Origin of the sequence: Acaryochloris sp. 'Moss Beach' (assembly GCF_021497025.1) — a bacterium.
Classification (GTDB): Bacteria; Cyanobacteriota; Cyanobacteriia; order Thermosynechococcales; family Thermosynechococcaceae; genus Acaryochloris; species Acaryochloris marina_A.
The window spans coordinates 831,298-855,436 of sequence record NZ_CP071717.1 but is presented as its reverse complement, the minus strand read 5'-3'; the positions used below and the strand labels follow the sequence as shown (position 1 = coordinate 855,436).

Below are 24,139 nucleotides of genomic sequence, written 5' to 3'. Positions count from 1 at the left end.
TTGATTCAATAATTCTAAAAAGTAATATATGTTACAGTTTCTATAGGTATAGGTTTAAAAGAAAACTCAGCTAGGTCCTGAGCTTCTCGCTTCGATATATACATTACTTATATTCACCAAAGAATTTACTAAGCTCTGCAGTTTTAACTGCGTAGATCTTTAAAAAACACGATCACACTAGATTTCAGGAACTGTACTTTCTGAATAGTTTCTTCCTGTGAGAAAAAAATAAATCAACTCTAAATACTCAAGAGGCTTAGCAATCTTATAAAAGCCTCTTGAGTATTTAAGAGAAAATTGTAAAGGTTTAATGGCATGCCATTTGCGAAAAAGACGGCTTTAGTTTACTGCGAGAATCAGTTTGGTTTAGTAGACGGGAAAACTGCTTCAGGGTTAGTTCGGCACTCTGAGGCTTATACCATCGTTGGCGTTATTGATAGTACTTTAGCGGGAAGAGATGCTGGGGAAGAGTTAGGAGATCATAAAAACGGCATCCCTGTTTTTGCCAACTTAGATGAGGCTTTAGACCAGCTACAAGAAGTTCCAAATTGCTACATCTATGGAAAAGCTCCTTTAGATGCCTGTGTCTCAAGGGTGGAAAGGTTCTTAATTCTTGAAGCGATGTCCAAGGGCATGGATATCATTAACGGTTTGCACCAATTTTTCTCTGAAGATCCAGAGTTTGCCCGTATGGCTGATCACCATGGTATTCAGATTAAAGATATTAGAAAACCACCTCAGCTCAAGGATTTGCATATCTTTAGCGGTCAAATAGCTAGAGTGAATGTACCTGTCATTGCTGTCCTCGGTACAGATTGTGCTTGCGGCAAAATGACTACCGCAGTGGAGTTGAATCAAGCCTTAAAGAGGCTGGGGATAAAATCTGTCATGGTCGCGACAGGGCAGACGGGTTTAATGCAAGGAGCAAAATATGGAGTATCAATGGATGCTCTGGTGTCCCAATTCGTAATTGGTGAAATAGAAAATGCTGTGGTGCAGACGTTTGACAATGAAGCCCCCGATATCATTTTGGTGGAAGGTCAAAGTGCAGTCGGTCATCCCGCTTTTATGAGTTCTCTCGGTATTTTAAAAGGCAGTATGCCCGATGGAGTCATTCTCCAGCATCCACCTGCCAGAAAATTTCGATGTGATTTCCCTCATCTATCTATGCCTACTCTGGAGAGTGAAATTCAACTGATTGAATCGATTTCCCAATCTCAGGTGCTTGCCATCACAGTTAGCCATGAAAACATGTCTACTACAGAAACCCAAAGGGTGATCGCAGAGTATGAAGACTATTTTCAAGTACCAACAACCGATGTCCTTCGTGATGGGTGTCAAAAACTGATTCAGGCATTGGGTCAGCATTTTCCGCAACTGAATCAAAAAATTAAGCAGGAGGGGTTAGAGAAAGTACTGCTATTGGCAATGGGGTAGATGCAAAATATCTGGATTGAGATAGATGCAAGCTTTTTTGCCAAGGATAGAGATTTCCCTCTCGCAGATACAGCATAATGCACAGATCCTATCGGAGTTGTACAGGCAGAAAGGTATTTCTTTGATGGGTGTTACTAAAGCGACCCTCGGAGAACCTGCGATCGCTGCAGCTATGCTTCAAGGTGGTATTAACTTTATTGCCGACTCACGCCTTGAAAATATTCAAAGGATGAAGGATGCGGGGATATCAGCTCAGTTTGTGTTGCTTCGCACAGCCTTGAGTCAGGCAGAATTGGTGATTAGAACTGTAGATATTAGTCTGAATACAGAGCTTGAGACGATAAAAGCGCTTTCTCACTATGCCAAAGCGCAAAATAAGATTCATCAGATTATCATTATGGTGGAATTAGGCGATCTTCGAGAGGGCATTCTTCCTGATGATCTTGCTCCTTTTATCCACAAAGTGTTGGGCTTCCCTAATATTGATATTATTGGCATTGGCTGCAATTTGGCTTGTTATGGAGGGATTAAGCCAGATGCACAAAATATGGATGAGTTATCTGAATTAGCTACTGCAATGGAAACTGAATTTCAGATGAACTTCACCATTGTTTCAGGCGGAAACTCGGCAAACTATGAATGGTATCAATCGAATCAGGGAACTGGAAGAATCAATAACCTCCGCGTGGGAGAATCGATCCTTTTAGGTTGTGAAACGGTATATGGAAGAAGAATTCCGAGATTATATCGCCATGCCTTTAAACTAATCGCTGAAGTGATTGAGGCAAAAGAAAAGCCCTCTTTGCCTTTTGGTACGATTTGTCAGGATGCCTTTGGGAATATCCCTGCATTTATAGATCAAGGGATTCAGCACCGAGCCATTATTGCATTAGGAAGGCAAGATGTTTTGGTCTCTAGCTTAAGTGCTGAGAACGATGTTGAAATACTCGGTTCTAGCAGCGATCATATTGTCCTTGATAGTAAGGACTGCGATTTGAAGATTGGTAGCGAAGTTAGATTTAATCTGGATTATGGGGGAATTTTATCAGCTATGACATCGCCCTTCATTCAGAAAACAATGCTTGTCCATTTTTAATAAAAAAAGCCCCTATCAATTATTCATTTGTAAAAGTTGTCAGAGCACTGGTCGTCTAAAACTACAAGACAAAAGTCATTTTTTTGCCAAACCTTCAGATAAAATGGAGGCAGAAGCCTCAAATGCCGATTCAATAAGGCCTAAAGACTATAGATCCTGTTACACAACTAGTGCCTTAAGTTGGCCTGGTTCAAAAGCAGTGGATTTTGGGTTACACTTCCACGGCAAAATAAGCCATCAATTATCGATGACTTGAGGTCTACTGCTTCCCAATCAGATCAGACTATGCCCGTTGGAATCGTTTGAATCCTAGTAGCTCTAGCCAGTGAGAATGAGGTTCTCCCGTCAGCAATTCTTTAGGACTTTTACCTTCGCGTTCAGGAATCTCACTTCGCATAAAACAGCGGTGATTCAAGAAGTACTGCAACAGTCCCAAATAGGAGTTTCCAAGGGTACGTCGTAGAAAGAAGTAATTGCGCAGCCGGGAGTTGAGATCCTCCACTAACGAACTAGCTCTAGACGTCTGTTTAAGTGCCTCAGTGGCCGCTTCCATCAGGTAGTAGAATTTTCCTGAAAGTCCCTGATGTAATTGGTTCCACTTCTCCCAGTAGGCATTGGAGGTAGTCTGTTTTCGATGAAGCAGACAGACTTCTCTGACCTTGGCTAGCGGCATATCCAAGCGAATAGCAATCTCAGCCAGCTTTTGATCTAACACCCCTGAAAATGCCAGAAGTTGGTCACGTTGGTTGTGTAATGCCTTCCACAGTTTGCGCATCATAGGGAACTCACCATCATCCCGCTGTTGGAGTTCTACCTTGATGAAGTCAAATAACTCCTGACGCACTGACAAGGTTGGATCTGCTAGTTCGAGGACATCATGAACGATCCACTGAAACAGGGTTTTGACATCTTTTAGTAAGGTGAAGAGCCTCTTCTCTCGACGATTAAGGTGAACCCACTTGCTTATCATCGACCGAGTGGGTTCTTGTGCAAGTTGGGCTCTAATAATGTCCTCCTCCTGGTCCACTCGTGATGATGTTACCCCTTGAACTTTGCGTGTCAAACTCAGAACAAAGTCCTTAAACTGTTTGAGAATATGAAAGACATCGCCATGGCATGAGGTATCAGACATGGCTGCTTTTTGCCCAGCCCTCAAGCCTTTTGCTCCATCAGCAATTGTGTTGTCAGGGTCGAACCCTCGGGCTTGGAGCTCCAGTAAGTACCATCCCCAAGTCTCTTCATCTCGATGCTCTGCGGCTTTGAGGAGGTAGCAGTAAGTGGAAAAGGCATCTACCCCTGTCAATACAGGCATCGAGCTTTGAAAGATCTCATCATGAAGACCCTGCTTAATCGTAGATAGGTCTTGAGCTTGGTTGATCAGCTGCGACTTGCAAACGGTTGTGAACTGTTCCTACACTGATGAGCCAATCAAGCAGATCCCGCAGTAGCTCAACGACACCTCGATAGGAGCTGTGGCAGATCAGCACCAAGGCCAGAATCAGCTGGAATAGCCAAGTTTTGGTGATTGGCAGATGGAACAGAACCTCATTATCCCCTTTAGAGTCGAGAAAGGTGTCCTCTAATGCTTGTGCAGCGATACCTTCCTGCTCATACACAAACTTCCGACTGACTTGATTCGTTCTGGCAATGCGGGCGATGGGCATGGATCTCGATAGAGCCTAGATGCCGATATCTTTGCGGATCTTCGGAGGAAGGGTGGCTGCAATGGCAGGGGTTGAAATCATGCTCGGTGATCCAGTCAGAGGAGGAAACGACAAGCCTCCAGATTACCCTGATCGCCTATGACACTGTTACCTGGTTTTGAACCTGGCCGTCTGAAGCGGCACATTGCTCTCGAACTTGCACTTCCGAAGAACTTTGACAGTTGGCCTTGAGGAGTAACGATAGTTATCTAACAGTAAGTTTTTGGCTGATTCAAAAGGGAGAGGTTTGCCAAACAAATATCCTTGCCCAACTTGGCAGCCTAACCGCCGCAGAATATCAAGCTCTTCCTGGGTTTCCACTCCTTCAGCAACGGAAAGCATTTCCAAATCCTGAGTCATGGCCAAAATATTCTTCATCAGAGCCAGGGTTCGACGATTCGTTAACATTTGACGGACAAAATACTGGTCTATTTTGAGGCTATCTATCTCAAATTTAGCGAGATAAGTGAGACTCGAAAATCCTGTACCAAAGTCATCGAGGGCTAGATGAAATCCAAGCTGTCGGCACTGTTGAATGATGTTGATAGCTGAAGGTCCCTCCATTAGGACCCGCTCAGTGACCTCTAATTTAATCTGGGAATGGGGAATCTGATGTCGCTGGAGGATCTCAAGCAATTCTTCATTAAATTGTGGGGCTTGAAACTGGCGGGCAGAGACGTTAACGCTGATAAATAACGGTGGTCTGTTCTCCACCGGGTTTGCCAAAGTGTTAGTGAGGGCCTGATTAAGGCGATTGAGATCTGCGCAGGCGTTTTCAAGAACCCAACGACCAATGGGGCGAATCAATGAAGTTTCTTCTGCTGTATTGATAAACATGGCAGGAGAAACCCAGCCTCGGGTGGGGCTTTCCCACCGAATTAAGAATTCAAATCCCAGGATCTCTTCCGTCTCCAGATCAACTAGAGGCTGATAGTGGGGGACAAAGGCATTGGTTGCGATCGCATCTAGTAATTCCGACTCCAACCGCATTTTTTCCAAGACAGGTTGGTGAGGAAAGAACGGAGACGATGATGTTAACGAGGACTCCGGTAGGTCTGAGCCAGGCATAGCAGCCTGGGAGACTCCAGTATTCAACGACCGAATATGATCCAATAACCGTGAGACTAACAGCTTGACCACAGGATCAGAAGCTTCAATCCGATCTGAGATTTGCTCACTGGAAATAACAACACAACAGGTCTCTGTTAATGCCCGAGCAGAGGCTGAGCGGGGAGAAGCATCAATCACAGCCATCTCACCAAATACATCTCCTTTGGCAAGAGTCTTGAAGGAGACGTCTTTCCCCGTTGTTGTTACAAAAATATCGACTTGGCCTGACTCAATAATGTAGGCATGGTGCCCTTCTTCACCGGCAGTAAAAATCAGCTCTCCAGGCTGAAAATGAACCAACAACGAAGACTCTTTTCCCTCAGACATAATGCTTGGTTCTCAATGAGAACTCTCTAAAATCGATATTAACCTAGTCTTAGGATGCCCAAAATGAAGTCTGCAAGAGGCATATGGAATTTTTCAATATCTTTGAGGCTACTTCCCCTTTTATCCCTGTCTTATCCGTTTACAGGTAAAAAGCTTTCTTAAATGAATGCTTCAAGTTCTAGCTTGAGTCAATTCAGACTATTTAGAGACTGCTCAAATTTATATTGCATAGATGTCTGTCATCTTGTGCCTTTGTCAGGTGAATCTTGGGCAATACTGGATGCGATCGCATCCACAATACCTCTCTAACCCAGGCCTAACCTCTTGAGAGACTATTTTTGCTGCAGGGAACAAGCTTTGTTACTCTGGCGAAAGTAACATCAAGGGCACAATCCTTGGTGGACTGTGATATCCCTTATTGTTAGGTCTAGCGTATGAATCATGTGGAGCTTCTTGTAGATGCGGATGCCTTTTGGCAGCGCCTCCAGAGCGATCTGCAAGCAGCTAACCACGAAATCATGCTGCAGATGATGACCTTTGAAGGCGATCAAACGGGCCAGAATGTCATCGAGGCAATGCGGGCATCTGCGGCTCCTTGTAAACAAATCTTGGTGGATAACTACACACGATTTATTCAGAGTGACAAGTTTATCTACCATCCCAAATATTGGTCGGATCAAGAACTTAAAACCGAGGTCCGCCAGACTCACGCGATGTTTGAAGCCCTAATACAGGATGGAGGCCAGGTTCGCTTTACAAATCCGGTGGGTCCCTTCTTAATTCACTTCGTGGGGCGGAGTCATAAAAAGCTGATCGTGATTGATAACCGCATTGCCTATGTGGGCGGCTTTAACTTCAGCGACCATAACTTTGCTTGGCATGACCTGATGTTTCGGCTAGAAGACCCAGCAATGGTGGAATTCCTGCGGGCAGATTTTGTGGCGACTTGGCAAGATCAATCCCAGCCCAGGCATGCTGATTTCGGAGACTGTGAGTTTTTCCTCCTGGATGGTCGGTCTAATGAAGCCACATTTGCGCAAACGATGGATTTGCTATGCTCCGCCCAGAAATCTCTGCATATTATCAGTCCCTATCTGACCTTTCCGTTCTGCGGGGCACTAGCCGAACTACCTCAGCGGGGCGTCCCCGTCACTCTACTCACACCAGAAGGCAACAACAAAGGCACTGTGAGAGATTATCTTTTGTGGGAGGCCCAACGGTCGGGGTTTGATGTCCGCCTCTATGACGGCATGAGCCATATGAAAGCAGCTCTGGTCGACGATCGCTATCTAGTGGTGGGATCTTCAAATTTTGATTTTTTGAGCTATCGCATCGAAGAAGAAGTCCTAGCTATTTTTTCTAATCCCGCTGTGATTGAGACGTTTCGCCAACAGGTTCTTGAACCAGACCTGGCTCGCTGTCGCCCCTTTGATGGGCAGGCCAGTGCCCTACGAGGCTGGCTCTCCTATGGCATTCTGCGGGCAGTAGAAACATTGGCACTGTTCTCTCGCCGAATTAAATCAACCCAAGTCATTGATACAGCAGTGCGGGGCTATCCTGTGATGCCGAAAGAATCTTAGGGTCAACACTATTTTGGGGAGGTTTCAATGGTTGCGATCGCACCCAGGCTGCACTCTTTGCCCAGGTCACTGTGCCCTGACTTTCCCTAAGAATTGGGGCGAGCTTGTCGGTGTTCTGCTCGCCATTCTGCAATTAACCTCCACACGGTAATCAAACAGAGCAATAGGCCGCCGAGCACATAGGTAGACACCAGTAATATGAGCACATAGTCTGTTCCGGCCAAGGACTTATCCTGTATCCCACTGCTCATACTCTCAAGCAAATTCTCAGATCCCAGACGCACGAGTAGCAGCGGCGTGATTGCACAGGCATTGTGAAAGCCATGGGTCAACACTGCCCACCAAAACCCGTACCGCAACCGAATAAATCCCAAAAACACCCCAATCACAGTTTGGGGCAACACCAAAAGGGGGGCTAAAAGCCAAGCCTGAGCACCTAAACTCGTGAAGTTCCCAATATGAATTAGGCCAAAGGCTAAGGCAAAACTATAAAACAACCACCCTATCCATTTCTCATAAAAAGTATGGATGGGTTGAGAATCTAGTTCCTTGAGCCACAGCCATAGAACGACCGCTAGAACAACTGTGCCAGCCAACAAGGGTAATCCAGCGATGCGAGGGAGAACATCAGTCGCAGTTAGGGAAGATACAATCAACATCATCCCGATACAAAAAGGGATAGCTAGATTCATTGGGGTATAGCGCAAAGGCAATCGGAAGACCGCTTCTTCCCAAAGCGGAGCCAGAATCACCGCAAACAGAATAATTTGCAAGATAGGTACGGTTTTAGTAATCTCTAAGACTTTATTACTAGAGTCAAGATTATCTGCCAATCTGGAACTCAAAACCCCTAGGGGCAAAACCGTCACTAAAGCCAATGCATAGAGCCTCAGAACATCAATAACACCTTGATGCTCTGTTGCCACATTCACCGTATAGCGGGGATGTCTTAAAAACTTGAGAAACCGACCCAGCAGGCTTTGAGGTAAGTCAGAGGGCTGAGGGGAAGATATGCTATGAGTCATAATTTCAATCAGCATTAATCGCCAGGCAATTAACGGCCAAGCGGTCATAAAAGAGGGATATAAATCGTTGCATTAATGTTCAGGCCAATAGCAGAAACAGTGATAGCAAGGGATTGTTTTCACTGTAATGCTAAACACTGCGCAGCAATGCTGTCGCTTGTAAGATGCTCCCTAGACTACGACGCATCCAGCGGTATATCGAGTGCCATTGAGGTCAGATTTTTCAGGGATCAGGGGCCAAATGCAGCGGATGAAACCTTAGTGCAAAATCGTATATAAGCTATTTTCCCAAAGGATTCTGCCCTGGTTGCCAGAATAAATCTAACTGTTTGCTTGGGATACTTGTCCTTCAGCTCGCCACTCAAGCACCATTTTTACCACGATGAAGAGGCACAATAGAAGAAAGGCAATCTGACCCAGATTCAATATCAGCGTCATCAGTGCTGGATGGGTGGCGATGTCTGCAGTTTCATGGGTTCCTGATGGTTGTGTCAACATCCGATACAAAAGCATCTGTCCGACTAATAAACCATTATGAAACGCATGGGTAAACACACCCCACCAAAACCCATACCTTAATCGGACAAAGGCAAAGAAAAGACCGAGCAGAAGCTGGGGGGAGACCAAGAGCGGTGCTAATAGTAAAGCCGACCCGTTAATCAGCTGATAGTTGGGAATATGAATCAGGCCAAAAATAATGGTAGAGCCATAAAAGAACCATCCAATCCACTTCTCATATTGTTTATGAATGGGTTTGGCAGGCATCTTCTCCTTGAGCCAGACTCGTAAAAACACACATCCCAAAAAAGCCAGGCATAACAAAGGCAACATCAATATGGCGGATATAACCTTTGCACTAGCTAATGTGCCCAGGATGATAAGTAGCCATAGAAATAGAGGGAATGTCAAATTTGCCGGAGTGTAGCGCAGAGGTAGCCGAAACAGAACTTCTTCCAATGGCGGAGCAATCACCACTGCCATAGTAAATATCAGTAAGGGTTGCTCTGCCATCTCACTGATAGCGTGACTGCTTGACAGCTTCGCAGCCAGAAGACCCACCATAATTGCGAGAGGAAGAATAAGCACTAAAGCTAATGCATAAAGCCTGAGAATATCTTTGAGAGGTTGGGGCTGCGATGGGACATTGACAGTATAGAAAGGACGGCGTAAAAATCGATAGAATCTACCGAGCAAGCTGCCGAATGGCTGAGAAGGCTGCTGGGAAACCACACGTGAAGTCATGGAATAAACGGTCGTGCCTCAAATAATTGTGGGGTAGCAAAGAATGTCATTCCAGTTCCATGGGCAATCAGCTAATCCTGCTCGTTGGGCCGCAGTCGTTTTGAATCGGCTGTGAGTCCAAATCCAATTAAAATAGCTCACCCCTAACCGAGCCGTAACCTTCGTTTGCTCCCAAACTTTGCCAAACTTATTTTGGCGGCGATGCCATCGACCTGTTTGCTGCCGAACAATCCCATTGGTACGCTCCAATCGTTGAGTTCGGTCTTTACCAATGTAGTGGATAATGTCTGGCCCTAAGATGCGCTCATAACCGCCCCAATCATCACTATTCCAAAACTTGCAATCGGTCTTGCCTTCAGTGCTGGTCATCAGTTCATCCAACAATGAGTCGGTATGCTTGCCCACCCGACAGGTCAATATCAAACCACTGGTGTTGGCCAACGTAATCGCCATCCAACAATCGCCCACCTCTAGCTCTGATGGTCGGCAATGTTTTTGCTTTTTTTCACAAAGGACCACATCTCATCGGCACTGACATCATCGGTGCTGACTGCTTGAACGTTGCCATTATGAAGTTGCTGAGAGCGTTGGCTAGCAGAACGCACGAGGGAGACAACCGTGTTGTAGGAAAGCCCAGTGATTCGGGCAATGCCTCTGAGACTCGTGCCTTCTGCATGAGATTGGAGAACTTGATGGATCGTCTCTCGGCAGGTCTGTCGACGATAGTAAAGGGTATCAAAGGTTTCAGTGAAAGTTCGTTTACAAATAGGACAGTGATACCGTTGTTTCTCATTGGCCATCTTGCCATGCTTATAGGCTTTGGGATGACCGCACAATGGGCATTGCATGGTTACTCTAATAGCAGAAGGAATGTATTATTCTATCTGACCCACATTTGATTGAATCACAACCGAATAAACAAACCAGTATCAATTGCAACAAACGGTTCACAGCCTGAGTAGAGAGAAACTGGCAAAGGTTGCTAAATCCTACTCACTGTAGGTTTGGGGCAGTGAACATCAATATACTTAGGATGCCCATATTCCAGCTTAAGCTTAGGTATCGAAGAATGCATTTCAGCCAAAAGCATGCCCCATCATAATTGCGGTTAACGAGAGAGGGTTAAAACTTTCCAGATTGACTCTTTACGCACTTGTAGATTTTAGGACGACTATATAGAAGGCTCGTCATTAAAGGTAGAACCAATAACTCTCCAGCGAATTAGCGAAACCACCCTTTATTTAATGCCTAACACGCTATGGCAACTTTGCTTACCAACACAGTTGAATTTGCTTATCTTTATAGATACGATCATTGTTGAGGATTTTCAGGAAACTACTGCTAGGGGATAGAAGTTTTGCCATTGTGAATCCTGAGAAATTCAACCATCTCTACCCTTGCATTTGCTGGAATCCCCTTGCTTGAACCCTAAAAAAAACTAGTGACTTTGCCTACAATACAATCTAGAGAGACAGCATGAAAGACTCGACTATCTGTACTTTCAGCTGTGTTGTCTCCTATCAGGAAATAGGAATTGTTGTTCACTGACTGAATACGCTTGGTTAAATAAAGCTGATGCTGAAAAGGATGCCGCGCCAACACAATCTCTCCCGCTTGGGGAGTCGTCAGATGATAGGCCCCTGGATGAATCAAAACCTGATCGCCAGGATTTAACGTCGGTAGCATGGATCGTCCTTGCACTTCCCAACGTCGACGGCGGCGACAGCACCATAGCAAGAACTCCCAAACGGTGCAGTCTGGGAGTGATGAATTTGCAGGGAAATCTGGTTTAACTGGCTTTGTACCAGGACACATCTGTGCGGTTTTTAGTGGCCCAAAAGACTTTATGCACTTCCTCAACCGCAGTTAGGAGTTCTTCAGCATGTTGGAGGTTGACCTCCACCTTGCAAGAAGAGCAAAGCTTCGCTGCTTTCCAAAACATGTCGTGCAAATTAGGATATTGCTCCAGGTGCTGGGGCTTAAAATAGTCTGTCCACAGGATCAAAATTTCTTCTTTAGCCTTCTGGGCCTGCTCTTCTTTAATTTGAATATATCGGGACATCGTATTCAGATAAGTCGCCATAGCTTGCGGATTTTGATCGGCTGGCGGTTGTAGATCCAAAATCTTGCGAGTCATCGAGACTACCGCTTCTGTATAAATCCTTGCTGTCGCTGGATCATAAACCCCACAGGGACCATCACAATGAGCATGAGCAATAGGAGCCGGGAACCAACGCTTAATTTGGGTCGTAATTTGTCGCAGAACCATAACTAATCCTTAATCTGAATCGAAACAATCTTCGCCAAGGTGTCAGTCAAATCCATGAATACTATACACGCAACAACCGAGGTTGTATCTGACTGAAAAACGTCTGAGCAAGCTCAGAAGCTTGCGAAAACACCTTATAAGCTTTATCAGGCTGTCCTAAACGCTGATAAAACTCATAGATCTTGAGGCTAACCATTTTCAACGCTTTCGCAGCTTCTATGCGAAGACATTGAGAATATTGGGTGGCATACATCAAATCAACCACTTGATCTAAGACTTGTTGCATCGTTGTTTCTGCAACATGGAGATCCTCAAGTTTTACTAAATTATCGGCCAAATTGTGGCAAGCAATCGCATAGGCATGAATGGCTTCCGGGTGACGACGCTCTTTCTTGGCAGTCATCAACATCAATTCAGCTAAAGCAATGGCTTTGCGATAGGCCTGTAGCGCCTCCAGATGTGATCCTGCTTGAAAACACTGATTTCCTGCTTGACTGTGCAACTGCCAGTTCATTTCATAAGAGGAATAAGTCTGAGGATCGTAAGACATATCGTGCAATTCTCTTGAGTGAAGTTGCCAAGGGTTACCCGTCGATCAACTATTTCTAAAGTAGGGGGGTGAATGGAACATCGTTAACCTTGAGATCAAGATAGGAATTGGGCCATCTCGCTGCGATTAAAACTCACTCAACATCATTTGCCTTTTTTGGGTTAGCAAACGACATACGTAAAGACCTATTTATCAGCACCGCTCATTGATTCAGACTGTTGACTAATGAGTATTATGCTGACCACGTCATTACCATAGACATCATGCTGTCATATCTAGCTACCAATTGCAATCTATTATCAATAAGCAGTTTAAGGGGCTTAAGCAAATCATCTTAGGGATCCTTGTTCATAGCGTTTTGCTTGCAGTTCAGCATTTTTACGTATCCAGATAAACAAGAGAGACACAGCTGAAGGAAGAACAAGTTCAGTGGCTTACTTTGGAGTAGCTGCTCTCACTTCAATCCCCACAAGGAGATGTTGAAAAGCTTGAAATCTTCTATTGGTTCAGAACTCTCAGGAAAAAATCATGGGAGGGTAAGGATAGATCGATTTAATTAAATTGCCGTGCTAACGCTTCACCCCTATCAAATGGATCAGATCTATGCCCATGCCCAAGCCTGCTATCCAGAAGAATGCTGTGGACTGATGCTCGGGCAAATCCTAGAATCAGACGCTCAATCAGAAAAAAAACTGTTTGAACTCTATCCTCTAGATAATGCCTGGGACCAAGCCGAATCATCCATACAAAAAGAAGAGTCAGGAACACCTTTAACCACAACCCGCCGCTATTGGATTGCTCCTCAAGATTTATTTAACGCTCAGAAATACGCACGCACTCAGGGTTGGGATATTATAGGGGTCTACCACTCACATCCCGATCACGAAGCCGTGCCTTCTGAATGCGATCGCAAATGGGCTTGGCCCCAATATTCCTATGTGATAGTTGCCGTCGAAAACGGTGTACCCCACGACTTTCGCAATTGGATACTGGATGACCAGCAACGATTTCGAGCAGAACAAATCACGGTTGTGGATGCTATGGTCACATCAACCCTTGAAACAGATATTTAGAAACCTCATACATCTTTCCTCTAAGGATGTCCGTCATGCTTAATCCCAACTTGGACCAAATTCAGCTCAATAAAGAAGAATACGAGCGGTTCTCTCGCCACCTCATTTTGCCGGAGGTGGGCCTAGAGGGACAAAAACGCTTAAAAGCCGCTAGCATCCTTTGTGTTGGCACCGGGGGCTTAGGGTCACCGCTATTACTCTATTTGGCAGCAGCCGGAGTAGGCCGTTTGGGCATTGTTGATGCCGATGTGGTCGATAGTTCCAACCTCCAACGCCAAGTCATTCATGGAACGTCGTGGGTCGGCAAGCCTAAGATCGAGTCCGCCAAGCATCGGATTCACGAAATCAACCCCCTTTGTCAGGTGGATCTTTATAACACCTGGCTCTCCTCAGAAAACGCCCTAGAAATTGCTGAGCCTTACGACATTGTCATTGACGGTACAGACAATTTCCCCACCCGCTACCTGGTCAACGATGCCTGTGTCTTATTAGACAAACCCAATGTGTATGGGTCTATCTATCGATTTGAAGGCCAAGCCACCGTATTTAACTACGAAGGGGGTCCCAACTATCGAGATTTGTATCCAGAACCCCCACCTCCTGGTCTTGTGCCCTCTTGTGCTGAAGGGGGTGTGCTAGGGATTTTGCCAGGAATTATTGGCATTATTCAGGCTACCGAAGCGATTAAGATTATTTTGGGTCAGGGTACAACCTTGAGCGGTCGTTTGCTGCTCTTTAACTCCCTTGACATGAAGTTTCGAGAGTTAAAGCTCAGACCCAACCCAGAGCGACCTGTGATTGAAAAGCTGGTGGATTACCAAGAATTCTGTGGTATTCCCCAAGCCCAAGCAGCCGAAGCGGAGCAACAAGCCAATATGGAAGAAATGACGGTTCAAGATCTCAAGCAATTGCTCGATAGCGGTACGGATGATTTTGTCCTCTTGGATGTTCGCAATCCCCATGAATATGAGATTGCCCGCATCCCTGGCTCAGTCTTGATCCCCTTGTCTGAGATTGAGAGTGGTGAAGCCATTCCCAAAGTCAAAGAGCTACTGAATGGTCACCGTCTCATTGCTCACTGCAAGATGGGGGGTCGCTCGGCCAAAGCATTGGGCTTCCTACAAGAAGCAGGCATTGCGGGTACCAATGTTACGGGTGGAATTACGGCCTGGAGTCGTGAAATCGATTCTTCTATACCTGAATATTAAAGGCCTGAATTTATAGGTGTAAATGAATTTAATTTCAGGTATGAAATGCCCCAACCTACGCGGCTAACGCTGTTGTAGGTTGGTGGCTAGGATGGCAGCTTGGGTGCGATCTCGCAAATTTAACCGTTTCAAAATACTATTAACGTGGTTTTTGACGGTTCGTTCAGAAATATACAGGGCCTCAGCGATTTCCCGATTGCTCTGGCCCTCTGCTATTAAGGCCAGGACTTCTGTCTCTCGGGGCGTCAGTTCTGCCAATTCCGGCGGTTCTGCAACCGTTGGCGTTGCTGTGATCATCTTTTCAAACAAGCCAGGGCCGAAATGCGTATACCCTTTATGAACGGCCCGAATTGCCTCTGCCAATTCATCAGAGGGCGTATCCTTAAGCAAATAGCCCTTTGCCCCTAGCCGCATAGCTTGAGAAACATAATCCTCATCATCAAACGTGGTTAGGACCAAAATATTAATTTGAGGGGCCTGCTGTCGGATCGCTTGAGTGGCAGCGACCCCATCCATCACCGGCATGCGCATATCCATCAGGATAATATCGGGCTGGATTTCTAGGGCTTTCTCAATGGCAACTTGACCATTCTCTGCTTCACCCACCACTTCCAAATCGGGTTTTGTGTTGAGCAGACTGGAGAGCCCTTCACGCACAATCCCTTGATCATCTACCAACATCACCCGAATCATCACTCTTCTCCTAATCGAGGAATCTGGATCTGAATATGACAGCCTGTTTGAGGTTGGCTGTGTAGTTCGAATAGACCGCCTAAGGCCACTGTACGTTCCTGCATCCCTTGAAGACCAAAGCCCGTCGTATTTTTCCCCGGCAGAAATCCTTTGCCATTGTCAGAAATCTTAAGAGACAACTCCATCTCCTGCTCAGTCAAATTAATCGTAACCTGGGTCGCTTCACTGTGCTTGGAAACGTTAGTCAGGGCTTCTTGCACCAAACGATAGAGAGCTGCAGCCATTTCTCTAGGGACCGGAGTCTCTAGGTGAGTAGAGAATTGAACCTGAATCGATGTCGTGCGTTCAAACTCCTGGGTCATTTTGGTGAGGGCTTGGGATAAGGATTGACCTTTTAGCGGGTTATTACGAAGGGTAGCAACGGTATGCCGGACATTTTGGAGTGCGTCTTTCCCGAGGGATCGGGCTTTCGTCAAGTGATCAGAAGCTTTAGCCCTATCAGTGGCCATCCATACCTCTACATTTTCGAGCTGAATACTTTGAGCCGTTAGGGAATGGCCAACGGAATCATGCATTTCGCGAGCAATTCGGTTCCGCTCCTGCAAGGTAGCTTGATTTTCGATCATTAAGGCATATTTCCGCAGGCGCTGATTCGCAGATGCTAATTCTGTTCGACTGAGATGCTCCGTTAAGAGCGCTCCCACCATCAGCAATACAAAGATCAAGACCAAGCCAAATAAGAGGGCACTCCGCAACTGCAAACTCGCCACCAATTCTTGGGATAGTCCCCTGCCCCGCCAAGGGGGGGGAGGACCCAATCGCGGTGGACGAAAACGTTGGGGTCCCATCATTAAGCGGGCCAGAAAAGAGCCATAGGCAACGGATGCAACCATCAATCGCTGCTTCCAAGGAAACAACAAGCAGGCCCGAATCACCACAATCAATAGCATCGGGATAAAGTAGTCTCGGAGCCGCCCCCCCCATAAACACCGTTGCCCAACATAGACATAGCCCCAGACAGGTATAGAAGGCCTTCACTTTTTGGGATTGATGGATAGGCAATTTGAGCCCTAAACCAGCCAGAGTCAGAATACTCAGCAATATCCCTAAGGGAAATCTCAACCCTCGCCCTGGAATGACGTGGGGCAACAGAAAATGATGGCGGGGGAAAGGCACAAACAAGGTTAATAGGGCAATCCCCAGCAAAATCCATTCCAAATACAGAAGCAAACGAAAAGGATGGTTGGATTTTAATAGCCGAGACATAGATGCCCCCAGTCCAGAGAAGGATTTACCAGGCTCCTAAGGCTCTGATGTTCTCCCACTATAGGTGACGGTTTCTAGGTTGGTTTATCTCCCAGAAATTCTTGGGCTCAATCAGGATCATTCGTCTCCCAGAACACAAGTTAACAGAGAAAGGGGGTCCCATATTCATTAACAGAGAGACATTAACGGTCAATTAAGATCAGTTCTTGGCTTCATACAAAAAATTTGATGTTGGATGCAAAACATCTATAAAATGCATAAAAAGTAGCTAACCTTTGCCCCTTATACACTTTAAAGCATAAGAAAAACTTGGAATCATGCAGTTGTCTATTCAATTGATAATGATCACTTCTGAACTGCCATCACCCCGTCAAACTGCCTCTCCTTTCTCGATAGAAATCAACCTCAGACTCTCTTAACTTGAGATTGGAGAACAAAATCATTTTCGATGGCTGACAATTGTCCTCTTGAGCCCATCCATCTTTATCAGGGAATAGAGATATATAGCTTCAAAACTTTCTATGCTAACGATAGAGAATGATAAGAGTCGCTCCATGGCTTCACATACGTTAGTGCCAAACAACAGCTACTTCACTGTTGTTATTCAGGTCTTTACTAGCTTCGATTATGTCCGACTCCATTGATATATGCACAAAGGATTTTCTCTTCGACTCCTAAAAGCTAACTATCATCAGTATCAATTTAGTTCAATTTTTTTTCATAAAGGACTATACTGATGCAAAGCTTAATGAGCATCTTGAATCCAAAAATAAATTAATATTTTTTTGATCTACAAAAAATATTAGTTCTTCTAAAGATCTGTTCAGGTTTAATCAAAAGACATTTCCACAGCAGTTGAATCAGTGAATCTTATTGTTTAACTCCTAATCTCAAGACGAGGGGTACATCAGTTACCAGGACAATCCGTTCATCTTTTAGCGACTTTGACGATTGATCATCATGGCTTCTTCCTCTGTCCATCACCAAATTCAGATTGTTTCGAAGTGGGTTATTGATCGCACAGTTGCGTTGTTGGCCCTTATCCTGCTCACACCCATTTTAGGGATCATTGGGATCGCAATCTGCATCAAGATGGGTTGGCCCTCCTGGTTCACCCAACCTCGCCCTGGTAAAAATGGCCAAATTTTTACCTTCTATAAATTCCGTACCATGACTAATCAGCGGGATAGTAATGGCCAACTTCTTCCTGATGAACAGCGGTTGACGCCCTTTGGCCAATTTATCCGCAAGACAAGTTTGGACGAGCTGCCTCAATTGTGGAATGTGTTTCTAGGGCATATGAGTCTTGTAGGTCCTCGCCCCTTAATTGTCGAGTATCTTGACCGTTATACCCCAGAACAAAATCGTCGTCATGAAGTATTACCAGGGATTACGGGACTAGCTCAAATTAACGGCCGCAACGCCATCAGTTGGGAATCTAAATTTGAGATGGATGTTTGGTACATTGACCACTGGTCTCTGTGGCTCGATTGCAAAATCCTAGCTCTGACGGTGTGGAAAGTGCTGCGGCGAGATGGCATTAATCAAGATGGCTTTGCGACCTCAGAAGAGTTTATGGGGACCCTAGATCGATGAGCCCTCAAGCCCTATCTACTATGCAATGGGAGTCTCTGGATCAATCCTTAAGTGCCCGGCAACAGGCTCTGCTACCCACGGACAAAGATGTTGATTTCTATCGTCAGCATGGCTGGTTTATCTCTCAACCCGTCATTGCGGATACCGTTATTGAGCAAGCGCTCACGGGCACTGAAAGCTACTACCGGGGGGAGCGTGATACGGTTCTTCCCGTCAACGAAGGCTACAGTAATTGGCAGCCCAGTGACGGCTTTGACACTATTCGCAATAACGAATTTGTGTCTTTACAAAGTCAAGCCCTGAGGCAATTAGCACTCCAGCCAATGGTGGGGGCAATTGCAGCAAAATTAGCGGGCACTCAACAAATCCGCCTCCTGGATGATCAACTGGTTTACAAGCCCCCTCAGGATCACACCGCCCAAACTAGCGTCGGTTGGCATGCCGATCGGGCTTACTGGGCCACCTGTACCTCTGATCAGCTGCTAACTGCTTGGATTCCTTTCCATGACTGCGATGTTGACATGGGGCCATTAGTGGTGATCGATGGCAGTCATAAATGGTCAGGCTTAGAGCATCTGCGAGGCTTTAGTCAGACTGACCTAAGCACCCTATCGACACAGCTCCAGCAGCTTGGCATTAATCATTCAATCAAAGAAATTCCCCTCACCCTACGTAAAGGCCAAGTCAGCTTCCATAACTGTTGGACCATCCATGGCAGCTACCCGAATCACAGTCAACGAAACCGCCTTGCGATCGCAGTGCATCTTCAAGATGCCTCCAACCGCTATCGCCCTTACAAGAATGACAAAGGTCAAGCCATTCATATGTTTGACGAACAGCTTTGTCGAACCCTCCCCAACGACGATCCAGACTTTAGTGACCCGAATGTATTTCCAGAACTATGGTCAGAATCTTAATCAGTAATGAAAATAAAAGTATTGGATTGGCGCGATCCCTTATGGTCAGGCACCCTGACTCACCTTGCTCACGACATTTATCACTTACCTGAATATCTATATTGTGAGGCCCTAAGAACCCAAAGTATTCCAGAAGCAATCCTAATTACAGAGGGGCAAAAAGTCTGTCTTATTCCCTATTTAAGACGTGCTTGCCATTCCATTCCAGCAGCATCCGCTAAAGTTTATGACATCACTTCCCCCAATGGTTATTCTGGATTTTTACTCAGTCCAGCAGCCTTAGAAGATGCAGCATTTGGACCTAATGCTTGGCAGCAATTTCTCCACTTAGCTAAAGAACAGGGGATTTGCTCAGCATTTCTTCGCCTTCACCCTAGTCTCAATACAGTTCATCCCCAAGGGATGAAGGACATTCTCATCAAAAAAGTGGGTCAAACGGTATCCATTAATTTAGAGCTTTCAGAATCAGACCTTTGGAGTCATACCCATAAAAGTCAGAGGAATAAAATCAACAAAGGTAAACGACTGGGGTTAATAGCTAAGGTCAAGCCATTTTCTGAATACATCACTGAATTTTGTAATATCTATGAAGCCACGATGCAGAGGGTCGAGGCTGAGACCAGCTTTTTTTCATTCAATCGAGATTACTTTTATCTATTACAAAAGCATCTTGGCCATAAACTATTTGTCTGTGTTGTTGAATACCAAAATAAAATAATTTCTGCTGGACTCTATTCTGAATGTTCTGGAATTGTCCAAGGATTATTAGGGGGCACAACCCCTGAAGGATTAAAACTTTCTCCCACTAGCTTGGAGTTTTACCAAACTAGTTTGTGGGCAAAGCAGCGCGGTAACACCATGCTCCATTTAGGCGGAGGAGTAGGATGTACGGAAGATGGTCTTTATCAATATAAAGCGAATTTCTCGAAACAAAGGCATGGGTTTTATACAGCATCTATTATCATTAAACCGATACAATATAAACAGCTCCTTGAATCCCATTCAAAATCCCATAATATTGGTCTTGACCATTTAAACTCTGTTCAGTTTTTTCCAGCTTACCGATACAAATCTAATCCCCAGTGAGGTTTAGATTTCACTCATTGTTTACCAAGTCTGCAATATAAGTCATAGGTGAAATCGCAAATGGATGTGCAGATACTTGCATTAGATAATCCTCTCTGGCTCCAAGTTCTGGATGGTATTCGACATGATATTTATCACTTACCTGCATACGTTTCTATTGAATCCAAACGGTTAGAATCTCCTGCTGAAGCGATTATTATTCAAGAAGAAAGCAAAATACTTTTTTTACCTTACTTGCTTCGTTCCTGCAAAGACTTTTACCCTGAGCATCTAAAAGGTGGAGAAATATTCGATATTATCTCTCCCTATGGATACTCGGGAATAGTCTTGAGTCAAGAAGCAATAAAAGACCCAGCATTTATTCAGTCAGCACTCAAAGAGGTCATTAAAGCTTTTAAAGCTAAAAATATTTGTTCAGCTTTCTTTCGACTTCATCCTATTTTGAGCGCTCAGTATATTGAGCACCTTGATTCCTCTATTGCCACCCCAGATGGTGTAACTGTTTCAGTTGATTTATTGCAATCGGAGTCCAAGATTTGGGCCCATACAAGGAAAGGGCACCAAAGCACCATTAATAAGTGCAAGCGGTTAGGACTGCAAGCCAGAATCGTTCCTTATTCTGAGAGCATGGAAGTCTTTACGTCCATTTATACCGAGACAATGAATCGGGTTTCGGCCACTCAATCCTATTACTTCAACAAAGACTATTTTGAAGACTTACTCAATTTAGGTGACAAGCTGCACTGCTGCATCGTAGAAAATACCGACCAAATTGTTGCTGCCAGCTTATTTTTTGAATGTTGTGGCATTGTTCAAGCCCACTTAGGTGGGACTCGTACGGCATTTATGTCCCAGTCTCCCTTTAGCTTACTGCTTCATCATATGCGCCTCTGGGCAAAGGAGCGGGGCAATGAATTTCTACACCTGGGCGGGGGAGTAGGAGGATCTCAGGAAGATCGGTTATTTAAATTTAAGTCTGGCTTTTCTAGGCAGCAGCATGATTTTTATACCCTCAGACTGATTATCAATCCCGAAGCCTATTCTGAATTACTCCAACATCGAGCTCAATCTATTGATGTACCGGTTGAGAAACTTCAACAATCCACGTTTTTCCCGGCTTATCGAATAGCCTCCTAATCGTGAGAATCACCCCTCAATACGTAAAGTTAAGGCTTACAATGTTGCCCTGATCCAACTTCTCAACTTTTACACATTGCGAGAGTTAATTTCTCCTCTATTTTGACCTCAATGATTACTAAATATACTCGTGAATCCCTAGGCCATACGATCAGTTGGCTACTTAATGAACTTGAATTAGCTGAGGATTATTGAGAATAAAGACTTCAGCGGCATCACCCGACAAAGGTTGAGAAAAATAGTTTCCTTGGGCTTTCTGACAAGATAGCTTCTTCAAGTAATTGAGTTGCTGTTTGGATTCAACCCCCTCCGAAACAGCATCCATTTTCAACTGATTGGCCAAGCTAATGATCGTTTCAATAATTTCTTGATTTTCGCCCTGTTCACCAATCCGATTAATAAAAGATTGATCAATCTTGATTGTATTGAAGGGAAAAAGATGGAGATAGCTGAGGCTAGAATACCCTGTACCAAAATCATCAATACTGAGTTGAATTCCTCTATCTTTCAATTGATTTAAAATTACCTTTAATTCGATCACATTCTCCATCAAAATGCTTTCAGTCAGCTCTAAAGACAATTGGTGACCGTTTAATCCAGATTGTTCTAAAGCTCTATCAACCTTGGTGAGCAGGTTTGGATCTTTGAGTTGCTTAATTGACATGTTTACACTGATGGAGTAGTGCACTGCGGCAGGATAGGTTTGCAGCCAAGTTGCCATCTGCTGACAAGCCGTTTGCAGAATCCATTCCCCAAGAGGGACAATCAAGCTCGTCTCTTCGGCAATCGGGATAAACTCAGTTGGCGTAATAAATCCTCGCGTTGGATGAGGCCAGCGACTTAACGCTTCAAACCCAGATAATTTACCGGTCTGGATATCGACAATGGGCTGATAAAACACCCGGAGCTGTTGGTAGTCAATGGCTTGCCGCAAGTCATTTTCTACTTGCAACCGATCCAATGCTTGCATATACATCTGTTCATTAAAGATTTCAAAACAAGCTTTGCCTCGATTTTTGGCCCGATACATGGCGATATCTGCATCCCTGAGAATATCCGTAGCCTGGCTGTAATCTGGCGAACTCAGGGCTATACCCACACTGGCTGAAATAAAGACCTGCCGATTCCCTAAATCAATAGGAGAGCTCAATTCTTGCACAATCCGATCGGCCACTCGCACGGCATCGTTGACTTCCTCAATGGGTTCTAAAAGAATGACAAACTCATCTCCCCCCAATCGAGCCACGATATCTGTAGCTCTCACAAGGGAATGAAGCTGATGTGCGATCGCACCCAGTAACTGATCTCCGACTTCATGGCCCAGACTGTCATTGACGATCTTGAACCGATCCAAATCAATAAACAGGACTGCAAATAAATAATGGGGATGACGCTGCGCCTGCTTGACCGCTCGTTCCAATTGCTCCATAAAAAAAGCGCGGTTGGGGAACCCCGTCAAAGGATCGTGCAGTGCCAGATGCTTAAACTGTTCTTCGGCCCGTTGTCGCTCTGCCACTTCTTTCTTTAAGGCTAGATTGGCCGCTTCCAAATCACAAAAAGTGGTCTGCAGTTTTTCAGCCATGCGATTAAAGGAACGCTGGAGAACACCAATTTCCTTAAATCCTTTAACAGAAACCGTTTGATCAAACTGCCCCGAGGACATTGCTTGGCTAGCCTGGCTGAAACGGAGAATGGGTCTAGCGATCCAGCTGGCGGTACAAATGCCCAAATAGATCGCACACCCCAACGCTAGAAAACAGAGCAACAGTGTTGTTCGCGTGTTGGCATCGATCTGAGCCATAAAGCTAGACTCAGGAATAACCAAAACGCTGAGCCAATCTAATCCATGCTGATCTTGCAGCGGCGTCACTTGTAGAAAATATCGCTGCCCCTCAATAGAGAATTGGGTTTGGCGTCGAGCATTGATCTGCTGAAGCCCTCCCGTTTGCTTTGCTAAATAAGTAGCAGTAGCCTGGACAATACCATCTTCACTATGGTTAGCCATCAATCTTCCGGGCCGATGATTCCGCCAGACAAACGGCAGCTCATTGGATGAAGTTGCAACAATGTCGCCAGAGCGTTCCAGAATAAACGTCCGGCCAGAGTCACACAAACTCAATTCTTTCAGGAAATCACTAATTTGGGCCAGGGATAGATCCGTCGCTAAAATGCCCTGGAATTTTCCCTGAGTATCATAATAGGGCTGACCTAACGTGATGGCTAAGGTGGGCGGACTTACCCAGGGATAGATTTCTGTCCAGGCAGATTTATCAACCTGTTGAGGCACAATGTACCAGGGACGCTGACGAGCATCAAAATTAGGGGATGTTTCAAGATACTGTTTGCGATCGCCCTTGGTATCAATACTATAGGTTTGCAGTGCTCCCGTCTTTTCAGTCACTTGGTAGGTGAGCGTACCATCATCATTGACCGCTAAGCCTACAAACTCCCCTTGCGAATTGCCAAATTGAATATAGCTAATCAACTTAAACACTTGGCTCTGACGCCAGAAATGGCGTTCCATACTCTGGAGATCATTGAGCTGGAGTTGCCCCATATCGAGGGCATTTGCATTCAGTTGATTGACTTGATGAGGAGTCAACAGATAAATATTGAGTCGTTCTGAAATCCGATCTCCTGCCTCTGACATCAACTGATTGGCTAAGTCCTCTATCGCCTCTTCACCATTACGCAAAGATAAGTAGCCTACGAGGCCAACAGAAACCAATAATTGCAGAACAAATAGAACAATCAGAATAAAACGCAGCGGCAACTCTTGATGGACTGGAGAACCAATCTTTTTCCAACGTTTTAGCTGTTCCAT

The 24,139-nt window shown here is 45.1% G+C and carries 22 protein-coding genes; 10 read left to right on the top strand and 12 right to left on the bottom strand.

The features are described from left to right. The first annotated feature begins 315 nt into the window (after positions 1-315). Positions 316-1,437 (top strand): DUF1611 domain-containing protein, encoded by a 1,122-nt coding sequence (locus HRE53_RS03990; RefSeq protein ID WP_235109155.1) that lies wholly within the window; start codon positions 316-318, stop codon positions 1,435-1,437. 25 nt (positions 1,438-1,462) lie between these two features. Then, on the top strand, positions 1,463-2,533 hold the full coding sequence (locus tag HRE53_RS03985) for an alanine/ornithine racemase family PLP-dependent enzyme (RefSeq protein WP_235109154.1): 1,071 nt from the start codon (positions 1,463-1,465) through the stop codon (positions 2,531-2,533). Positions 2,534-2,816: 283 nt separating this feature from the next. Here HRE53_RS03985 and HRE53_RS03980 read toward each other — a convergent pair whose 3' ends face one another. Further along, the gene (locus HRE53_RS03980; protein ID WP_235109153.1) at positions 2,817-3,845 is read right to left on the bottom strand and encodes a hypothetical protein; all 1,029 of its coding nucleotides are present in this window, start codon (positions 3,843-3,845) and stop codon (positions 2,817-2,819) included. Positions 3,846-3,879: 34 nt separating this feature from the next. Further along, complete coding sequence (locus HRE53_RS03975) at positions 3,880-4,197, bottom strand: hypothetical protein (protein ID WP_235109152.1); 318 nt, start codon at positions 4,195-4,197, stop codon at positions 3,880-3,882. A 19-nt stretch (positions 4,198-4,216) separates the two neighbouring features. Here HRE53_RS03975 and HRE53_RS34270 point away from each other — a divergent pair, with 19 nt between their 5' ends. Then, positions 4,217-4,339, top strand: coding sequence for a hypothetical protein (locus HRE53_RS34270; RefSeq protein ID WP_255801184.1), 123 nt, complete (start codon positions 4,217-4,219; stop codon positions 4,337-4,339). 5 nt (positions 4,340-4,344) lie between these two features. On the opposite strand, the gene HRE53_RS03970 is transcribed toward HRE53_RS34270, so the two are convergent. Continuing rightward, entirely contained in the window at positions 4,345-5,673 is a 1,329-nt protein-coding gene (locus tag HRE53_RS03970) for an EAL domain-containing protein (protein ID WP_235109151.1), read from the bottom strand. Between the two features lie 434 nt (positions 5,674-6,107). Between HRE53_RS03970 and HRE53_RS03965 the strand changes: the two genes are divergently transcribed. Beyond that, positions 6,108-7,253 (top strand): phosphatidylserine/phosphatidylglycerophosphate/cardiolipin synthase family protein, encoded by a 1,146-nt coding sequence (locus tag HRE53_RS03965; RefSeq protein WP_212662316.1) that lies wholly within the window; start codon positions 6,108-6,110, stop codon positions 7,251-7,253. Between the two features lie 86 nt (positions 7,254-7,339). Here the strand turns inward: HRE53_RS03965 and HRE53_RS03960 are convergent, their stop codons facing one another. From HRE53_RS03960 to HRE53_RS03935, 6 genes are all read right to left on the bottom strand, one after another. Then, positions 7,340-8,326: a type II CAAX prenyl endopeptidase Rce1 family protein gene (locus HRE53_RS03960; RefSeq protein ID WP_235109150.1), complete on the bottom strand. Its 987-nt coding sequence runs from the start codon at positions 8,324-8,326 to the stop codon at positions 7,340-7,342. A gap of 273 nt (positions 8,327-8,599) precedes the next feature. Then, entirely contained in the window at positions 8,600-9,520 is a 921-nt protein-coding gene (locus tag HRE53_RS03955; protein WP_212662314.1) for a CPBP family intramembrane glutamic endopeptidase, read from the bottom strand. An 18-nt stretch (positions 9,521-9,538) separates the two neighbouring features. Further along, a protein-coding gene (locus HRE53_RS03950) for an IS1 family transposase (RefSeq protein ID WP_235109149.1) occupies positions 9,539-10,368 on the bottom strand; the annotation gives its coding sequence in 2 pieces (ribosomal slippage) (positions 9,539-10,024 and positions 10,027-10,368; 828 coding nt in all). A 580-nt stretch (positions 10,369-10,948) separates the two neighbouring features. Continuing rightward, a complete protein-coding gene (sodX, locus tag HRE53_RS03945) occupies positions 10,949-11,335 on the bottom strand; it encodes a nickel-type superoxide dismutase maturation protease (protein ID WP_235109148.1) in 387 nt (128 codons plus the stop codon). After that, positions 11,310-11,789: a superoxide dismutase, Ni gene (gene sodN, locus HRE53_RS03940; protein WP_212662313.1), complete on the bottom strand. Its 480-nt coding sequence runs from the start codon at positions 11,787-11,789 to the stop codon at positions 11,310-11,312. Before sodN ends, sodX begins: the two co-directional genes overlap by 26 nt. A 61-nt stretch (positions 11,790-11,850) precedes the next feature. Continuing rightward, positions 11,851-12,339 carry a hypothetical protein gene (locus tag HRE53_RS03935; protein ID WP_212662312.1) on the bottom strand — a complete coding sequence of 163 codons (489 nt, stop codon included), beginning with the start codon at positions 12,337-12,339 and terminating at the stop codon, positions 11,851-11,853. A 566-nt stretch (positions 12,340-12,905) separates the two neighbouring features. Between HRE53_RS03935 and HRE53_RS03930 the strand changes: the two genes are divergently transcribed. Next, the gene (locus HRE53_RS03930) at positions 12,906-13,412 is read left to right on the top strand and encodes a Mov34/MPN/PAD-1 family protein (RefSeq protein ID WP_212662311.1); all 507 of its coding nucleotides are present in this window, start codon (positions 12,906-12,908) and stop codon (positions 13,410-13,412) included. Between the two features lie 35 nt (positions 13,413-13,447). Next, on the top strand, positions 13,448-14,620 hold the full coding sequence (gene moeB, locus HRE53_RS03925) for a molybdopterin-synthase adenylyltransferase MoeB (RefSeq protein WP_212662310.1): 1,173 nt from the start codon (positions 13,448-13,450) through the stop codon (positions 14,618-14,620). Between the two features lie 63 nt (positions 14,621-14,683). Here moeB and HRE53_RS03920 read toward each other — a convergent pair whose 3' ends face one another. Beyond that, a complete protein-coding gene (locus HRE53_RS03920) occupies positions 14,684-15,313 on the bottom strand; it encodes a response regulator transcription factor (protein ID WP_212662309.1) in 630 nt (209 codons plus the stop codon). Further along, complete coding sequence (locus HRE53_RS03915; protein WP_235109147.1) at positions 15,313-16,263, bottom strand: sensor histidine kinase; 951 nt, start codon at positions 16,261-16,263, stop codon at positions 15,313-15,315. The genes HRE53_RS03920 and HRE53_RS03915 overlap by 1 nt, the downstream gene beginning before the upstream one ends. Positions 16,264-17,539: 1,276 nt before the next feature. Between HRE53_RS03915 and HRE53_RS03910 the strand changes: the two genes are divergently transcribed. The 4 genes from HRE53_RS03910 to HRE53_RS03895 are packed head-to-tail and all read left to right on the top strand — an operon-like array spanning position 17,540 to position 21,315. Continuing rightward, entirely contained in the window at positions 17,540-18,175 is a 636-nt protein-coding gene (locus tag HRE53_RS03910) for a sugar transferase (RefSeq protein ID WP_212662307.1), read from the top strand. Next, a complete protein-coding gene (locus HRE53_RS03905; protein WP_396133413.1) occupies positions 18,172-19,092 on the top strand; it encodes a phytanoyl-CoA dioxygenase family protein in 921 nt (306 codons plus the stop codon). The genes HRE53_RS03910 and HRE53_RS03905 overlap by 4 nt, the downstream gene beginning before the upstream one ends. Positions 19,093-19,098: 6 nt before the next feature. Next, the gene (locus HRE53_RS03900) at positions 19,099-20,178 is read left to right on the top strand and encodes a GNAT family N-acetyltransferase (protein WP_235109145.1); all 1,080 of its coding nucleotides are present in this window, start codon (positions 19,099-19,101) and stop codon (positions 20,176-20,178) included. Between the two features lie 60 nt (positions 20,179-20,238). Further along, the gene (locus tag HRE53_RS03895; protein WP_235109144.1) at positions 20,239-21,315 is read left to right on the top strand and encodes a GNAT family N-acetyltransferase; all 1,077 of its coding nucleotides are present in this window, start codon (positions 20,239-20,241) and stop codon (positions 21,313-21,315) included. A 163-nt stretch (positions 21,316-21,478) separates the two neighbouring features. On the opposite strand, the gene HRE53_RS03890 is transcribed toward HRE53_RS03895, so the two are convergent. Further along, complete coding sequence (locus HRE53_RS03890) at positions 21,479-24,139, bottom strand: EAL domain-containing protein (protein WP_235109143.1); 2,661 nt, start codon at positions 24,137-24,139, stop codon at positions 21,479-21,481.

Bases quoted from the DNA above. Each gene is read 5' to 3' on its own strand.
- HRE53_RS03990 (WP_235109155.1), top strand. From the start codon at position 316: ATGCCATTTGCGAAAAAGACGGCTTTAGTTTACTGCGAGAATCAGTTT.
- HRE53_RS03985 (WP_235109154.1), top strand. From the start codon at position 1,463: ATGCAAGCTTTTTTGCCAAGGATAGAGATTTCCCTCTCGCAGATACAG.
- HRE53_RS03980 (WP_235109153.1), bottom strand. From the start codon at position 3,845: ATGCCTGTATTGACAGGGGTAGATGCCTTTTCCACTTACTGCTACCTC.
- HRE53_RS03975 (WP_235109152.1), bottom strand. From the start codon at position 4,197: ATGCCCATCGCCCGCATTGCCAGAACGAATCAAGTCAGTCGGAAGTTT.
- HRE53_RS34270 (WP_255801184.1), top strand. From the start codon at position 4,217: ATGCCGATATCTTTGCGGATCTTCGGAGGAAGGGTGGCTGCAATGGCA.
- HRE53_RS03970 (WP_235109151.1), bottom strand. From the start codon at position 5,673: ATGTCTGAGGGAAAAGAGTCTTCGTTGTTGGTTCATTTTCAGCCTGGA.
- HRE53_RS03965 (WP_212662316.1), top strand. From the start codon at position 6,108: ATGAATCATGTGGAGCTTCTTGTAGATGCGGATGCCTTTTGGCAGCGC.
- HRE53_RS03960 (WP_235109150.1), bottom strand. From the start codon at position 8,326: ATGACCGCTTGGCCGTTAATTGCCTGGCGATTAATGCTGATTGAAATT.
- HRE53_RS03955 (WP_212662314.1), bottom strand. From the start codon at position 9,520: ATGACTTCACGTGTGGTTTCCCAGCAGCCTTCTCAGCCATTCGGCAGC.
- sodX (WP_235109148.1), bottom strand. From the start codon at position 11,335: ATGTGTCCTGGTACAAAGCCAGTTAAACCAGATTTCCCTGCAAATTCA.
- sodN (WP_212662313.1), bottom strand. From the start codon at position 11,789: ATGGTTCTGCGACAAATTACGACCCAAATTAAGCGTTGGTTCCCGGCT.
- HRE53_RS03935 (WP_212662312.1), bottom strand. From the start codon at position 12,339: ATGTCTTACGATCCTCAGACTTATTCCTCTTATGAAATGAACTGGCAG.
- moeB (WP_212662310.1), top strand. From the start codon at position 13,448: ATGCTTAATCCCAACTTGGACCAAATTCAGCTCAATAAAGAAGAATAC.
- HRE53_RS03920 (WP_212662309.1), bottom strand. From the start codon at position 15,313: ATGATTCGGGTGATGTTGGTAGATGATCAAGGGATTGTGCGTGAAGGG.
- HRE53_RS03915 (WP_235109147.1), bottom strand. From the start codon at position 16,263: ATGCTATTGATTGTGGTGATTCGGGCCTGCTTGTTGTTTCCTTGGAAG.
- HRE53_RS03910 (WP_212662307.1), top strand. From the start codon at position 17,540: ATGGCTTCTTCCTCTGTCCATCACCAAATTCAGATTGTTTCGAAGTGG.
- HRE53_RS03905 (WP_396133413.1), top strand. From the start codon at position 18,172: ATGAGCCCTCAAGCCCTATCTACTATGCAATGGGAGTCTCTGGATCAA.
- HRE53_RS03900 (WP_235109145.1), top strand. From the start codon at position 19,099: ATGAAAATAAAAGTATTGGATTGGCGCGATCCCTTATGGTCAGGCACC.
- HRE53_RS03895 (WP_235109144.1), top strand. From the start codon at position 20,239: ATGGATGTGCAGATACTTGCATTAGATAATCCTCTCTGGCTCCAAGTT.
- HRE53_RS03890 (WP_235109143.1), bottom strand. From the start codon at position 24,139: ATGGAACAGCTAAAACGTTGGAAAAAGATTGGTTCTCCAGTCCATCAA.